We start from the raw sequence: 14,648 nt of genomic DNA, 5'->3' as shown, positions 1-14,648 counted from the left end.
ATCCCTAACTGAGGGAGAAAGTTAAAGCACTCGAAACCGATGTGTAAATGGGGAGAAATCGCAGCCCGACGAGGGCGCTAGTCCCCCTTCAGGCTGCGATAGGCCCCCAGCGCCCGCTCGCGCGCCGCCGCATGCCCCACCACCGGCTTGGCATAGGTACGAGCCGCGGCGGCGCTTAGTTGCGCGGCGGCTTTCCAAGGCTCGTGGAGCAGGGCGTCAGGAAGGTTCGCCAGTTCCGGAACCCACCGCCGGACATAGGTTCCGGCGGGGTCGAACTTCTGGCCCTGGGCGATCGGGTTGAAGATCCGGAAATAGGGCGCGGCGTCGGCCCCGCTGCCGGCCACCCACTGCCAATTGCCGACATTGTTGGCGAGATCCGCATCGACGAGCGTGTCCCAGAACCAGGCCTCGCCCTCGCGCCAGTCGATCAGCAGGTGCTTGATCAGGAAGGAGCCAACGATCATCCGCACCCGATTGTGCATGAAGCCGGTGGCCCACATCTCGCGCATCCCGGCGTCGACGATCGGATAGCCGGTGCGCCCCTGGCTCCAGGCCTCGAAGGCGGCCGGGTCCTTGGCCCACGGGAAGCCGTCGAACTCCGGCCGGAAGTTTGCCGTCGGCAGGGTTGGGTTGTGGAACAGGATCGAGGCGTTGAACTCGCGCCAACCCAACTCCGAGAGGAACTTCTCGACCTCGCCGGCCGGGGCGTCGCCGGCTTCGGCGGCCTGGCGTGCGGCGACCCAGACCTGGCGCGGGCCGATCTCTCCAAAGTGCAGGTGGGGAGAAAGCCGCGAGCCGGCCTCGACGCCGGGGAAGTCGCGCTTCTGGCCATAGCCGTCGACGGACCCGGACAGGAAGTCGTCCAGCCGCTCCAGGGCGCCGGCCTCCCCCGGCGTCCACGGGTCGAAGCCCTTTGACCAGTCAGGTTTCGTGGGGTGCAGTTTCCAGCCGGCGAGGGCGTCGCTCGCGGGCCACGCGTCGGGCGCGGTCAGCGTCTTCGGCGCCGGTTCGACGTGCACGGGGCCGAGCTGACCCCGCGCGGCGCGCCAGTAAGGGGTAAAGACCCTGTAGGGGAGGCCGGAGCCGTTCTTCACCGTCCACGGCTCGTTGAGCAGGCTGGCGTTGAAGCTCTCACATTCGACGCCGTCGTCCTTCAGTCGCGCCTTGATGGCCGTGTCGCGGTCGATGGCGGCGGGGTCGTACAGGCGGTTCCATAGCACGCAAGTCGCGCCGGTTTCGGCGATGATGTCGGCGAGGATCGTCTCTGCGACGCCCTTGCGCAACACCAGCCGCGAGCCGATCGCCTCGAGCGACGCGGCCAGCGCGGCCAGCGACCTGTCCAGCCACCACAGCGACGCCGCGCCCATCGGGCGGACGCCGGGGGTTTCGTCGAGAATATAGAGCGGGATCACCGCACGCCCGGTTTGGGCCGCCGCGATAAGGGCGGAATTGTCCGTCAGACGTAGGTCCTGGCGCAGCCAGACAAGGATGGGCGTACTTTCGCTGCTGTCGATCGCCACTTGCACCGTCCCGTTTGAAAGGCCACCTGTTGGGCGCCTGAAACGACACCCTTATCCGGAAGTTCCCTCTTGAGTCAGCAACACGCCGTCGCCCCCAACGCCGTCATCGAGATCAAGACAGGCAAGGGCGCCCCTGTCAGGATCGGTAACGCCGAGCGGCTGTCGATCATCGCCGGCCCCTGTCAGATGGAAAGCCGCCAGCACGCGCTGGAGACCGCCCATGCCCTGAAGGAGATCGCCGACCGCCTGGGCGTCGGCCTGATCTACAAGACCAGCTACGACAAGGCCAACCGCACCTCGGCCAGCGCGCAGCGCGGCATCGGGTTGCACGAGAGCCTACCGATCTTCCAGGAAATCCGCCAGGTCACCGGCCTGCCGACCCTGACCGATGTCCACGAGATCAGCCACTGCGAGGCCGTCGCCGAGGCCGTTGACGTCATCCAGATCCCGGCCTTCCTGTGCCGCCAGACCGATCTGCTGCTGGCCGCCGCCGCCACCGGCCGGGCGATCAACGTCAAGAAGGGCCAGTTCCTGGCGCCCTGGGACATGAAGAACGTGATCGCCAAGATCACTGGCGCCGGCAATCCCAATGTCATGGCCTGCGAGCGTGGCGCTTCGTTCGGCTACAACACCCTGGTCTCGGACATGCGGTCGTTGCCGATCATGAAGGAAATCGGCTGCCCGGTAGTGTTCGACGCCACCCACAGCGTCCAGCAGCCGGGCGGGCAGGGCACGTCCTCGGGCGGTCAGCGCGAGTTCGTGCCGATCCTGGCCCGCGCCGCCGTCGCCGTCGGCGTCGCCACGGTGTTCATCGAGACCCATCCCGACCCCGACAATGCCCCCTCCGACGGCCCCAACATGGTGCCGATGAGCCGGTTCGAAGCCTTGGTCGCCGACCTGCTGGAGTTCGACGCCTTGGCGAAGCGGGTGCGAGCGGCGTAAGACGCTTCCATGTCCAGACGCGTCATCCTCGTCACCGGCGGCGCCGGGTTCATCGGCTCCAACATTGTCGCCAAGCTCTGCGAAGACCCCGCCTTCGACGTGGTGGTCTGCGACTGGCTGGGCGAGGCGGCCGAGAACAAGTGGCGCAACCTCGCCAAGTCGCCGATCGCCGATTTCGTGGCCCCCGAGGCCCTGTTCGACTGGCTGGCCTTGCGCGGCGAGGACGTCGAGCTGGTGGTCCACATGGGCGCGGTGTCCTCGACCACCGAGCCTGACGCCGACAAGATCATCCATTCGAACTTTACTCTGTCGAGGGATCTCTGGCGGTGGTGCGCCACCCACCAGCGCCGGCTCATCTACGCCTCGTCCGCCGCGACCTATGGCGATGGCCGGCAGGGCTTCGAAGGGCTGGATGACAGCGACAGCCTCAAGGCCCTGCGGCCGCTCAACGCCTATGGTTGGTCCAAGGCGCTGTTCGACCTCTACGCCGTGCGCGAAGCCGAGCGCGGCGCGCGCCCGTCTCAGTGGGTCGGGCTGAAGTTCTTCAACGTCTATGGCCCCAACGAGGACCACAAGGGCGGCATGAAGTCGGTGGTGTGCCAGATCTGGCCCAAGGTCGCGGTCGGCGAAGGCGTCAAGCTCTTCAAGTCGCACAACCCCGACTACGAAGACGGCGGCCAGCTGCGCGACTTCGTCTATGTGCGCGACGTGGCCGACGTGGTCGCCTGGCTGGCCAAGAGCCCGCAGGTCAACGGCGTCTATAACCTGGGTTCTGGCAAGGCCCGCTCGTTCAAGGCCCTGGCCGAGGCCACCTTCCGCGCCGTCGGCCGCGCGCCGGACATCGACTATGTCGACATGCCCGAGGTGCTGCGCGGCAAGTACCAGTACTTCACCGAGGCCAGGATGGATCGCCTGCGGGCCGCCGGCTACAACGCGCCAATGACCGCGCTCGAGGATGGCGTCGAGGACTATGTGGCCGGGTTCTTGAACACGGACGATCCCTACCGCTGAGATCTGCGGCTGGGGCATGCGCATGCGCATGCCCCAATCGTGGAGCGCGCTGACTGACGTCGGGTCACACTTGCCGCCCCCTTCCGCGAGCGTAGGCTAACCGTCGATAAGTGGCCAAGACAGGCGTCGATCCGGGAGTGGAATATGGTCGGCATCGCCGCCTGGGGCGTCTACGCGCCCCGCCTTCGTCTCAGCCGCAAGGCGGTCACGACAGCCAATGCCTGGGTCGCGCCGAATCTTCGCGCCAAGGCCAAGGGCGAACGCGCGATGGCCAACTGGGACGAGGACGCGCTGACCATGGCGGTCGAGGCCGCCCGCGACGCGCTGGGTCCGGGCGACGACCGCTCGGCCATCGACGCGCTCTATTTCGCCTCGACGACAGCGCCGTTCGTCGACCGTCAGAACGCCGGGATCGTCGCCGCCGCCCTGACCTTGGAAAAGTCGATCAGCTCGGCCGACATCACCGGCTCGCAGCGCTGCGGGCTTGCCGCGCTCGGTCAGGCCCTGGCGGCGGTGATGGGCGGGGCGGCCCAACGCGCCCTGGTGGCGACCGGCGAGCATCGTCGAGCCCGCGCCGCTTCACCCCAGGAGTTGGACTTCGGCGACGGCGCGACGGCGTTCGTAGTATCGGCCGAGGCGGGAGCGGCGGAGTTCCTGGGACGCGGCAGCGTCACCGATGACTTCGTCGATCACTTCCGAGGCGCGGACGCCGAGTTCGACTACGGCTGGGAAGAGCGCTGGATTCGCGACGAAGGCATCGTCAAACTCGTCCCGCCGGCCATTCGCGGCGCGCTGGAGGATGCGGGCTTAATGGCTTCAGACATCACCCATTTCTGCTTCCCCTCGACATTCTCGGGCATGGCCGCCAGCCTGGCCAAGACGGTGGGGATTGCCCCCGAAGCTGTGCGCGACAACCTGGCCCTGACCCTCGGCGAGGCGGGCTGCGCCCATGGCCCGCTGATGCTGGCCCATGCTCTGGAAGAGGCCAAGGCCGGCGACGTGATCCTGGTCGCGCAGTTCGGCCAGGGCGCGGAAGCCCTGGTGTTCCGTGTGACCGACGCCGCGACGAACGCCTGTCCGGCGCGAGGCGTCACAGGCGCCTTACTCGACCGAAGAGTTGAGGAGAACTACCTGAAATTCCTCACCTTCAACGGCCTCATTGAATGGGACAAGGGCATGAGGGCCGAGAAGGACAACAAGACGGCCCTGACCACCCTCTATCGCAACCAGGACATGATCCTGGGCCTGGTCGGCGGCCGCTGCCGCGAGACCGGCGTTGTGCAGTTCCCCCGCACCCGAATCTCGGTGGCGCCCAACAATCCCGCCGTCGACACCCAGGAGCCATACCGCTTCGCCGAGCGCCGCGCCTCGGTGCTGAGCTACTCGGCCGACTTCCTGACCTTCTCAATGAGCCCGCCCAACCACTACGGCATGATCGTGTTCGAGGGCGGCGGGCGGATCATGATGGACATCACCGACGTCGAGCAGGGCGAGGTCGACAGCGGCCTGCCGGTCAAGATGGTGTTCCGCATCAAGGACGTCGATGAGAAGCGCGGCTTTGTTCGCTACTTCTGGAAGGCCGCGCCGGACCGGGCGGCGATGGCGGCTCAGACCGCGATCGCGGCGGAGTAGGTCGGTGTCAGAGCGCGCGCTTAACATCGGTGGCGGAGAAGTCCTCGCCCTTGAACAGCAGCGGCAGGTCGCGAGATTTGGCCAGGGCGTAACTGAAGCAGTCGCCGTAGTTCAGGCCGTAGCGGCCCTGTCGATATTGGCTGAACGCCTGACGGGCCAGCAAGAATTGGTGCTCGTCGAAGGGGATCGTGACGACCTGCAGCCTCGCCAGAAGCAGGTCCAACGCTGCGACATTCTCGAGACCTCGGCGCTTCAAACAGACGATGTGGGCTTCAAGACGCGTCGCGGCGGAGATCAAGGCGCTCTCTGCGCCCGCGATGCGGTCCCTGAAAAGAGACGATTCGGTTTCTTCCCACAAAATCGCCAGGATCGCGGACGTATCGACCACGATCACTTCGGCAGTCCGTCCTCATCATACAGCATGTCTTCAGGCGTGCGCGGGTCCAGTATCGGCAGCGCGCGAACGCGCGCCTGGATCTCCGCAACAGCCGCCAACATCTCCTCGCGGCTCAGCCGAGGTGGCAGCGGTTTGGTGCGTTCAAGTTCGGCGCGCAGGGCGTGGGTCACCACACCGTCCAGACTCATGCCTGTCCGTTTGGCCAGCTCTTCGGCCAGCTCAAGAGTCTTATCCTGGATCGCAAACACCATGGGATTGAAAATACACCCAATCCTGGCGAACGAGAAGTCTCGCTAACATTCAAGGAGCACCACATGGCCAAGGGCATTCGCGACAAGGTCGCCATCCTGGGGATGGGCTGCAGCAAGTTCGGCGAGCGCTGGGACGCCGGCCCCGACGACCTGATGGTCGAGGCCTATATCGAGGCCATGGCCGACGCGGGCATCGAGCCCAGCCAGCTGGACGCGGCCTGGTTCTCGACCCATGTCGACGAGTTGGGCACGGGCAAGGGCGGCACGCCGCTCTCGATCGCCCTGCGCCTGCCCAATATCGCCGTGACCCGGGTGGAGAACTTCTGCGCCTCGGGCTCGGAGGCCTTTCGCGGCGCGGTCTATGCCGTGGCGGCGGGCGCGGCCGACATCGCCATCGCCGTGGGCGTCGAGAAGCTGAAGGACACCGGCTATGGCGGCCTGCCGGTCGGCAGTCCCGGCACGCTGTCGCCGCAAATCATGCCCAATGGCTCGGCCCCCGGCAACTTCGCCCAGCTGGCAAGCGCCTATCGCGCCAAGCACGGGGTGTCGCGCGAAGACCTCAAGCGAGCCATCGCCCATGTCTCGGTCAAGAGCCACGCCAACGGCGTCAAGAATCCGAAGGCGCACCTGCGCAAGGCCGTGACCGAGGAGCAGGTGCTCAACGCCCCGATGATCGCCGAGCCCCTGGGCCTGTTCGACTGCTGCGGCGTGTCGGACGGGGCGGCCGCCGCCATCGTCACCACGCCGGAGATCGCCCGGGCGATGGGCAAGCGCAACCTGACCATGGTCAAGGCCCTGCAGCTGTCGGTCTCCAACGGCTATGAGAGCCAGTACAATGGCTGGGACGGCAGCTACTTCCACACGGCTCGTATCGCCGCCGGCAAGGCCTACCGCGAGGCCGGCGTCGAGCGGCCGCGCGAGCAGATATCGATGATGGAGGTGCACGACTGCTTCTCGATCACCGAGCTGGTGACGATGGAAGACCTGTTCATCTCGCCGGAGGGCCAGGGCTGGCGCGACGTGCTGGACGGCTTCTATGACGCCGACGGCGGCCTGCCGTGCCAGATCGACGGGGGCCTCAAGTGTTTTGGCCACCCCATCGGGGCCTCGGGTCTGCGTATGCTCTACGAGATGTATCTGCAGCTTCAGGGCAGGGCCGGCGAGCGACAGTTGAAGGACCCGGTGCTGGGCATGACCCACAATCTGGGCGGCGCGCCGGCCAGCAATGTCTGTTCGGTGGCGATCATTGGGCAGGAGGGCGCCTAGGCCTTTCGACCGCTCGCGCGGCCCCCGGACTTCGTGGTATCGCAAGGCCCATGGGCGAGCGCTTCAAGGGTTTCAAACGCTGGATCTTCGTGGGGAGCGTGCTGTTCCTGGCCGTGTTCCTGTCGGCGGCCTTCTATTGGCGCTACGACATCCTGCGCACCACGCTCGATCCCAAGGTGCCGTTCCAGACCTATGAGCCGCCGCCGGCTCCCGACTACGCCAAGCCCGCCGCCTGGGTTTTGCGTTCCCAGGCCGCCACGGCGGGTCCGGCCGACGTGTTCTTCGTGCACCCCACCACCTATGACGGCGGCCGCGACTGGAACGCGCCCTACGACCAGCCCAAGGCCGCCCGTTACCTAAACCGCGTGATGCTGCCCAACTACGCCGCGCCGTTCGCGCGGGTCGGGCGAATCTTCGCGCCGCACTATCGCCAGGCCAGCCTCTACACTTTCCTGACTCTGCGCGACGACGCCCGCGACGCCCGGCGCTTCGCCTATGACGACGTGCGCCAAGCCTTCCGCTACTACCTGCAACACGACAATAACGGCCGGCCGATCGTGCTGGTCGGGGTCGAACAGGGCGGCATCCTGGCGGCGCGCCTGCTGAACGATGAGATCGCGCCGAACGCCGCGGTCCGGGGACGGTTGGCCGGCGCCTATCTGATCGAAACCGTGGTTCCGGCTGATGAATACGGACCCGGGACAGCGATCCCGGCCTGCGCCAGTCGCGCCGAGGCGGGCTGCGTGGTGGCCTGGGCGTCGCTGGTCGATGGTGATTTCCAGCAGGCCCAGGAGTTCACTGGCCGCTCTCTGGTCTGGAACAGCGGCGGCGATCTGGTTAATCTGGAGGGCCGCGCGCCGCTGTGCGTCAACCCGTTGGTCGGCGCCCAGACCGAGGTGCGCCAGCCCGCGCGGCTCAACCTCGGCTCGGCCAACGCCACCGGCCTCGAATGGGGCTCGCGACCCGCCTTGCTCAAGCGCCAGGTCTGGGCCCAGTGCGAGAACGGGCTGCTGCACACTGGTCGGCCGAAATCGACGTCGCTGCGGGATTCCGGGTCCTGGACCGATCGCCGCAAGGTCGACGGCTTCAACCTGTTCTGGGCCGACGTCGAGGCCGACGCCTTGGCGCGGGTAGCGACGCTGAGGGCGCGCACGGATCTGGTTCGCATTCCGGGCGCCCCGTCGGATCAGCCATGACGATGGTCCGGCGTTAGCAAGGCTCCGCCAGCGCCATCAGACCCGAATAGCTCGGCTGGTCGATAGCGATCTGGTCGATCACGCTGGCCTGCAGATGGGCGAGCACCGCCGGGTCTAGGGGCGATAGCCGGCCGTCGCTCAGGCGGGCGCAGAGCTCGGCGTTCAGCGCCTCGAAACCGCCGTCCACGCCCAGCAGGACTTTCAACCGCGCCACCGCCGCCGCCTCCGCCACCGGGCCGAGGGCCGCTTCGCGCTCAAGCGTGGCGCGGGCATTGTCGGCGACCCTCGCCAGGAACGCCGCGCGCGCATCACCGGCCGAGGCCTCGTCGATCCCGGCCAGGGCCTCGCGCAGTTCGTCGGCGGTGGGGTGGGTGATCATCCTAGCCGCTCCATCAGTAGAACGAGGTCGATTTCGGCCTCGCTTGCGCGGCGGCCGATCATCGCCCGCTCGATCGAGCGATCGGCGCCCGAGGCGAAGCTCGCATACATCATCAGGCACATGACGCCCCATTTCAGCGAGCCCAGGGCCTGCCAGAACAACAGACGTTCCAGCGACACCGCTCCGCCGCCGGCCGCCGCGTGGCCGTCGAGCAGGTCCTGATAGTCACCGAACCCGCCGACCGGCCTCCGCCATTGCCCGAATCGCCAGGAATTGACGCAGATCCAGCCCAGATCCTCGGCCGGGTCGCCGAGGTGGGCCAGCTCCCAGTCGAGAACCCCGACCAGGCCGCTGGCGGGGTGGATCATCAGGTTACCGTTGCGAAAATCACCGTGGACCAGCACCGGCCGCTCGAGCGGTGGCGCGCGGCTTTCCAACCAGCGGAAGGCGGCTTCGAAGATCGGCCGTTGCGGGCGAAGGTCGCGGTAGACCGCCTCGTAGCGCTGAAGTTCGTTGGCGGCGTCGGAGGTCGCCAAGGGCGGCAGGCCCTCCAGGGGCGTGGCGTGGATCGCCGCGAGCACCTCGCCGCACCGGCGCGCTAGGCCAGGCCGCACGCCGGCGAAGGCCTCGTCGCGGACGATGCGCTTGCCCAGGGTCTCGCCCTCCAGCCGGCGCATGAGATAGGCCTCGCCGAGGCCGTCCTCTGGCGCGCAGACATGGACCACCTCAGGCACGGGCGCGCCACGCGGACGGACGGCGGCCAGCAGAACGGCCTCGGTGGCCAGGGGCAGGGCGGTGTCGCTCATCAGCGCCGACGGCGGGCGCCGACGCAGGATTAGCGCCGCGCCGTCGTCGAGGTCGAAAGCCCAGGTTTCAAGGCTGGCGCCGCCCGACAACCGCCGGGCGTTGAGCGCCGTCGCCGCGCCGGGTGACAGGCGCGGCGCCAAGGCGGAGAGGGCGGCCGGAACATCCATGGTCGCCAGCATTTCAGCCCTTACCCAGCGTCATTCAAGCCGACTTCGTCGGCTGGCCTACCCCGCGTCGTTCAGGGGCGAGGCCGATTTCCAGTCGAACAGTTCCTGCAGGGTCCGCACCGCCAGGCCGCGCGGCGAGGTCAGGTCCGGGTCGCGGGCCAGGATCAGCCGGGCGTCGTCGGCGGCCACGGCGATCAGGTCGCGGTGGGCCACCGGGTCGGCCAGGCGGTAGGCGGGGAAGCCGCTCTGCTTGAGGCCCAGCGGATCGCCGCCGCCGCGCAGCTCCAGGTCCTTTTCGGCGATCTCGAAGCCGTCGTCGCTACGGCGCAGGATGTCGAGTCGCTGCTGGGCCACCTCCGACAGCGGCGGGTCGTAGAGCAGCACGCAGGAACTCTCGCGCGACCCTCGGCCCACGCGCCCGCGCAGTTGGTGCAACTGCGCGAGCCCGAAGCGGTCGGCGTGCTCGATCACCATGATGCTGGCGTTGGGCACATTGACCCCGACCTCGACCACGGTGGTGGCGACCAGCACGCTGACCTTGCCGTCCACGAAGTCGGCCATCACCGCGTCCTTGTCGGCGGCGTTCATCTGGCCGTGGACCAGGCCGACGCTGGGACCGATGGCCTCGCGCAAGCTGGCGGAGCGGCGCTCGGCGTCGCGCAGGTCGATCTTGTCGGATTCCGAGACCAGCGGGCAGATCCAGAAGGCCTGGGCCCCGCCCTCGGCCGCCGCCTTCAGGCGGGCGATGATTTCGGGAATGCGCGGGGTCGGCGCGGCGCGGGTAGCGACGGGCGTGCGGCCGGGCGGCTTCTCGTCGATGCGCGAGACGTCCAGGTCGCCGAACATCGTCAGTTCCAGGGTGCGCGGGATCGGGGTGGCCGACATGGCCAGCAGGTGGGCGCCCCCCAAGTCAGGATGAAGCCCCTTGGCCTGCAGGCGCTTGCGTTCGTTGACGCCGAACCGGTGTTGCTCGTCGATAATGGTCAGGCCGAGCGCGCTGAAGGCCACGTCGTCCTGGAAAAGGGCGTGGGTGCCGACGACCACGGCGGCCGATCCGTCGGCCAGCTTGGCTAGTTTCGAGGCGCGGGCGGCGCCCTTGTCGCGCCCCGTCAGCAGGATCACCGCCAGACCCTGGGCCTCCAGCGGCGGGGCCAGGGTCTCGTAGTGCTGGCGGGCCAGGATCTCGGTGGGGGCCATCAGGGCTGATTGGAGGCCCGAGGCGGCGGCGTCGGCCATGGCGAGCATGGCCACCACGGTCTTGCCCGAGCCGACATCGCCCTGCAGTAGCCGGCCCATGCGCTCGCCGCTGGCGACATCGCCGCGGACCTCGGACAGGGCGCGGATCTGGGCGCCGGTCAGGCGGAAGGGCAGGGCCTTTTCAGCGGCGTCCGACAGGTCGCCGGCCATAATGCGCGGGGCGGGGTGGGCGCGCTTGGCCGCCTTGCGCTGGGCCAAGGCCAGTTGGTGAGCCAGAAGTTCGTCATAGGCCAGGCGGCGACGTGTGACCGACAGCGGCGACAGGTCGATCTCGGCCTGGGGATTGTGCAGCAGGGCCAGCGCCTCGCGCCAGGCGGGAAAGCCTTCGCGGGTCATCCAGGCCGGGTCCTGCCATTCGGGCAGGGCGGCGGCGCGCTCCAGGGCCTCAAGGGCAAACTTGCGGAAGGTGCGCGAGGGCAGGCCGGCGGTGGCGGGATAGACGGCCTCGACCGGCGGGATGTCGCCCGCGCGGTCGGCCTCGAACAGATAGTCGGGATGGGCGACCTGGATCTCGCTGCCAAACCGCTCGACCTTGCCGCTGACCGCCCGTCGTGCGCCGACCGGGTGGGCGCGCTCCAGATGCGAGCCGAAACCCTTGAACCAGGTCAAGGTGACAAAGCCGTGCTCGTCCCAGGCCCGCACGCGCCAGGGCTGACCCGGACGCTGCGGCGGCAGGTGGGCGTCGATGGTGACCACGAAGGTCTGGACCTGGCCGTCGATGGCCCGATCGGAGGTGGTGGCCGTCCGGCGGATCAGGCTTGTGGGCGGCGTGAACAGCACGTCGCGCACGATCGGCCCCGCCAGCCGTTCAACCAGCGGCGCGACGCGCGGCCCCACGCCCTTGAGGGTGGAGACCGGCGTGAACAGCGGAAAGAGAATCTCGGGGCGCATAGGGCTTCACCATAGCGAAGCGTGCGTCAGATGTGGACGTCGCCGATGCGCGGATGTCGCAGGAGCTATTCGCCCTTGTTCATCACCGGCTTCAGCGACGTGATGATGTCCTGCAGCTCCTCGGCGCGCGAGGCGCCCGACACGTTGAGGCGCGTGTACAGATACTCGGCCTTGTGCTTTTCCGACGCCTCGGGGAAGCGGTTGCCCGCTCCATGCAGGTTGTTGGCTTCACCGGCATAGACCACGGTTCCGCTCGCATCGACGAAGATGAAATTGCCAGCGATCGTCGTCCGAGGGTCGCGATCCTCGGCCAGCTTGTAACGGTAGACCGCGCCATTGGCGCCTTGCAGATCAATATAGGGTTTCACTAGGACCTCGCCTCAATGCACACGGCGTCGGCGGCGATGAGGTGGGGGGCGCCGAGGGCCAAATTATGACCTAAGTCCGCTCACCTTGCTGAGGAATCGCCGCGTGCGCTCTTCCTTAGGCGAACCCAGCACGGCGTTGGAAGGGCCTTGTTCAATAATAACGCCGTCATCCATGAAGATCGTCCGATCTGCCACATCTCGCGCGAAGTCCATCTGGTGGGTGACGATCACCATCGTGCGCTTCTCGGCGGCCAGGTCGCGGATCACGGTCAGCACTTCGCCGACCAGTTCGGGGTCGAGCGCCGAGGTCGGTTCATCGAACAGAATAACCTCCGGATCCATGGCCAGGGCGCGGGCGATGGCGCAGCGTTGCTGCTGGCCGCCGGAGAGTTCGCGCGGATAGGCGTCGACCCGGTGACCCAGGCCGACCTTGGTCAGCAGGGCCCTGGCCTTGTCCAGCGCCACGGCGGATTTCTCGCCGCGCACGACGATCGGGCCCTCGGCGACGTTCTGGGCGGCGGTGCGGTGCGGGAAGAGGTTGAAGTTCTGGAAGACGAAGCCGACCCGGCCCTTCAGCGCGCGGGCGAGAGGGACTTTTCCGCCAGCGGTCAAGCCGGCGACGGTGAGGGTTCCGCTGTCGATCAGCTCGAGGCCCGCCAGGCAGCGCAGCAGGGTGCTCTTGCCCGAGCCGCTGGGACCGATGATCGCCACCACCTCGCCGGGGCTGACGGTCAGGTCGACTCCGTTCAGCACGGTGACGGCGGCGAAGCGCTTGACCAGGCCCGTGGCGGCTATGGCGCTCCCCATGCTGTCGCTCATCGACCGTTCTCCGCCTGGCGCTCCAGCCGGCCCTGGCCCAGGGCCAGCAGGCTGGACAGGATCCAGTAGAGGGCGGCGGCCGCCAGATACATGGTGAAGATCTCGTAGGTGCGGGCGGTGATCAGCTGGGCCTGGCGGAACAGCTCGGGCACCTGGATCGTGGCGGCCAGGGAGGTGTCCTTGACCAGGCTGATGAAGCTGTTGGCAAGGGGCGCGACGGCGGTGCGGGCGGCCTGGGGCAGGATCACCCGGCGCAGGGCCTGACCGCGGCTCATGCCCAGCACGCTGGCGGCCTCCCACTGGCCCTTGTCGACGGCGGCGATGGCGCTGCGCAGGATCTCGCCGGCATAGGCGCCGATGTTGATCGAAAAGCCGATGCCGGCCGCCAGCAGCGGCGGCAGCTCGATCCCCAACTGCGGCAGGCCGTAATAGATCAGGAACAGCTGCACCAGCAGCGGCGTGCCCCGGATCGCCGACACATAGACCGCCGCCGGCCAGCGCAGCAGGGGACTGCGGGAGAGCCGCATCAGGGCCAGGCCGAAACCGATCACCAAGCCCACACCCATGCCGATGACACTGAGCAGCACGGTGTAGCCCGCGCCTTTCAGGAGCAGCGGGGCGGACTCCGCGAGCAGGTCGAGCGCGGCGGACATATCAGACCGAACCCACCAAGTTTGTCATCCCGGACAAGCGGAGCGCAGATCCGGGACCGCCGGAAGCGCCAGCGTTCACGCGTCGGTCCCGGATCTTCGCGCTGCGCGCTCGTGCGGGATGACAACCGTTTTTTGTCAGCCTCACTTCGTCACGTCCGCGCCGAACCACTTGATCGAGATCGCCGCCAACTGCCCGTCGGCGCGCATCGCGTCGATGGCTTCGTCGATCGCCACCTTCAGGGCCGGATCGCGCAGCATGGCCACGCCCATGCCCTGGCTGGCGAAGGCCGGGCCCGAGGCCACGAAATCCGGCGTGGTCTTGACGAAGTCGGCGGCCACCAGCCGGTCGTTGAGCACCGCGTCGATACGGCCAGCCTTCAGGTCCTGGTACTTGGTGGGGTCGTCGTCATAGGTACGGACGATGGCGCCGGGCGCATTGGCCCGCAGCCAGCTCTCGTAATTGGTGCCCAGGCCGACACCCACCTTCTTGCCAGCCAGGTCGGCGGGCGCGGCGACGCCCGTCTGGCCCTTGCGGGTGATAATCTGGATGCCGGAGATCGTATAGGGCCGCGAGAAGTCGTACTTGGCGGCGCGCTCGGGAGTGATGGTGATCTGGTTGATCACCACGTCGATGCGCTTGGACTCCAGCGCGCCCAACAGGCCGGCGAACGGCGATGGCGAGAACTCGGCCTTGACCTTCATCTGGGCGGCCAGGGCCTTGGCGAAGTCGACCTCGAAACCGGTAAGCTGGCCGTCCTTGCCCTGGAAGTTGAACGGCGGATAGGTGCCTTCGAGCCCGATCCGCAGGGTCTTGGTCGCCTCGATGCGCTTGAGGCCGGTCTGCGCGACATTGCCGGACTGGCCGCCGCAACCGACGAGGATGAGGCCAGCGGCGCCTAGGGCAAGGCCAAGCAGGAACTGACGACGAACGGGGAATCGCATGCGGAAGCCTCAAGAGCGAAAGTCGAACGTGCAGTTCTATACAGCCCGCGTCCGGCCGCTAGAGGCAAGCAGCGCCGTTGGGGTCCGGACGATCCAACCTGACCGCGAATTAACCTGACGCGCGCGGCGCCCTCTGTTTTGCTGCTGGCC

At 67.8% G+C, this 14,648-nt stretch carries 15 protein-coding genes; 5 read left to right on the top strand and 10 right to left on the bottom strand.

Annotation, left to right across the window (positions count from 1 at the left end; all coding sequences use genetic code 11):
• Window positions 1-77 precede the first annotated feature (77 nt).
• Window positions 78-1,526 carry a cryptochrome/photolyase family protein gene (locus ACP7AG_RS09940; protein ID WP_426030689.1) on the bottom strand — a complete coding sequence of 483 codons (1,449 nt, stop codon included), beginning with the start codon at window positions 1,524-1,526 and terminating at the stop codon, window positions 78-80.
• A 63-nt stretch (window positions 1,527-1,589) separates the two neighbouring features.
• Between ACP7AG_RS09940 and kdsA the strand changes: the two genes are divergently transcribed.
• From kdsA to ACP7AG_RS09925, 3 genes are all read left to right on the top strand, one after another.
• Window positions 1,590-2,462 carry a 3-deoxy-8-phosphooctulonate synthase gene (kdsA, locus tag ACP7AG_RS09935; RefSeq protein WP_426012166.1) on the top strand — a complete coding sequence of 291 codons (873 nt, stop codon included), beginning with the start codon at window positions 1,590-1,592 and terminating at the stop codon, window positions 2,460-2,462.
• Between the two features lie 9 nt (window positions 2,463-2,471).
• The gene (gene rfaD, locus ACP7AG_RS09930) at window positions 2,472-3,473 is read left to right on the top strand and encodes an ADP-glyceromanno-heptose 6-epimerase (protein WP_426030688.1); all 1,002 of its coding nucleotides are present in this window, start codon (window positions 2,472-2,474) and stop codon (window positions 3,471-3,473) included.
• A gap of 144 nt (window positions 3,474-3,617) precedes the next feature.
• Window positions 3,618-5,105, top strand: a complete 1,488-nt coding sequence (locus tag ACP7AG_RS09925; protein WP_426012163.1) for a hydroxymethylglutaryl-CoA synthase family protein — start codon at window positions 3,618-3,620, stop codon at window positions 5,103-5,105.
• Window positions 5,106-5,112: 7 nt separating this feature from the next.
• Here the strand turns inward: ACP7AG_RS09925 and ACP7AG_RS09920 are convergent, their stop codons facing one another.
• Window positions 5,113-5,499, bottom strand: a complete 387-nt coding sequence (locus tag ACP7AG_RS09920; protein ID WP_426030687.1) for a type II toxin-antitoxin system VapC family toxin — start codon at window positions 5,497-5,499, stop codon at window positions 5,113-5,115.
• Window positions 5,496-5,753, bottom strand: a complete 258-nt coding sequence (locus tag ACP7AG_RS09915; RefSeq protein ID WP_426012159.1) for a type II toxin-antitoxin system VapB family antitoxin — start codon at window positions 5,751-5,753, stop codon at window positions 5,496-5,498. The genes ACP7AG_RS09920 and ACP7AG_RS09915 overlap by 4 nt, the downstream gene beginning before the upstream one ends.
• Before the next feature lie 63 nt (window positions 5,754-5,816).
• Here ACP7AG_RS09915 and ACP7AG_RS09910 point away from each other — a divergent pair, with 63 nt between their 5' ends.
• Both ACP7AG_RS09910 and ACP7AG_RS09905 read left to right on the top strand, forming a co-directional pair.
• Window positions 5,817-7,019: an acetyl-CoA acetyltransferase gene (locus ACP7AG_RS09910; protein ID WP_426030686.1), complete on the top strand. Its 1,203-nt coding sequence runs from the start codon at window positions 5,817-5,819 to the stop codon at window positions 7,017-7,019.
• 50 nt (window positions 7,020-7,069) lie between these two features.
• On the top strand, window positions 7,070-8,215 hold the full coding sequence (locus ACP7AG_RS09905; protein WP_426030685.1) for a DUF3089 domain-containing protein: 1,146 nt from the start codon (window positions 7,070-7,072) through the stop codon (window positions 8,213-8,215).
• A 13-nt stretch (window positions 8,216-8,228) separates the two neighbouring features.
• On the opposite strand, the gene ACP7AG_RS09900 is transcribed toward ACP7AG_RS09905, so the two are convergent.
• The 7 genes from ACP7AG_RS09900 to tcyJ form a co-directional block, all read right to left on the bottom strand.
• On the bottom strand, window positions 8,229-8,594 hold the full coding sequence (locus tag ACP7AG_RS09900) for a DUF6285 domain-containing protein (RefSeq protein ID WP_426030684.1): 366 nt from the start codon (window positions 8,592-8,594) through the stop codon (window positions 8,229-8,231).
• Window positions 8,591-9,580, bottom strand: coding sequence for a phosphotransferase family protein (locus tag ACP7AG_RS09895; protein ID WP_426030683.1), 990 nt, complete (start codon window positions 9,578-9,580; stop codon window positions 8,591-8,593). The genes ACP7AG_RS09900 and ACP7AG_RS09895 overlap by 4 nt, the downstream gene beginning before the upstream one ends.
• A gap of 45 nt (window positions 9,581-9,625) precedes the next feature.
• Window positions 9,626-11,716: an ATP-dependent DNA helicase RecG gene (gene recG, locus ACP7AG_RS09890; RefSeq protein ID WP_426030682.1), complete on the bottom strand. Its 2,091-nt coding sequence runs from the start codon at window positions 11,714-11,716 to the stop codon at window positions 9,626-9,628.
• Window positions 11,717-11,781: 65 nt separating this feature from the next.
• Complete coding sequence (locus ACP7AG_RS09885) at window positions 11,782-12,084, bottom strand: hypothetical protein (protein WP_426012149.1); 303 nt, start codon at window positions 12,082-12,084, stop codon at window positions 11,782-11,784.
• Window positions 12,085-12,147: 63 nt separating this feature from the next.
• Window positions 12,148-12,891, bottom strand: coding sequence for an amino acid ABC transporter ATP-binding protein (locus tag ACP7AG_RS09880; protein WP_426012566.1), 744 nt, complete (start codon window positions 12,889-12,891; stop codon window positions 12,148-12,150).
• 8 nt (window positions 12,892-12,899) lie between these two features.
• Window positions 12,900-13,556, bottom strand: a complete 657-nt coding sequence (tcyL, locus tag ACP7AG_RS09875) for a cystine ABC transporter permease (RefSeq protein WP_426012147.1) — start codon at window positions 13,554-13,556, stop codon at window positions 12,900-12,902.
• Between the two features lie 141 nt (window positions 13,557-13,697).
• Window positions 13,698-14,498 (bottom strand): cystine ABC transporter substrate-binding protein, encoded by an 801-nt coding sequence (tcyJ, locus tag ACP7AG_RS09870; protein ID WP_426030681.1) that lies wholly within the window; start codon window positions 14,496-14,498, stop codon window positions 13,698-13,700.
• Window positions 14,499-14,648: the final 150 nt, after the last annotated feature.

The sequence above is a fragment of the Caulobacter sp. DWP3-1-3b2 genome, assembly GCF_049896325.1.
Lineage (GTDB): Bacteria > Pseudomonadota > Alphaproteobacteria > Caulobacterales > Caulobacteraceae > Caulobacter.
Note: the sequence above shows the minus strand (reverse complement) of the source record. Positions and strands in the feature narration are given on the sequence as shown.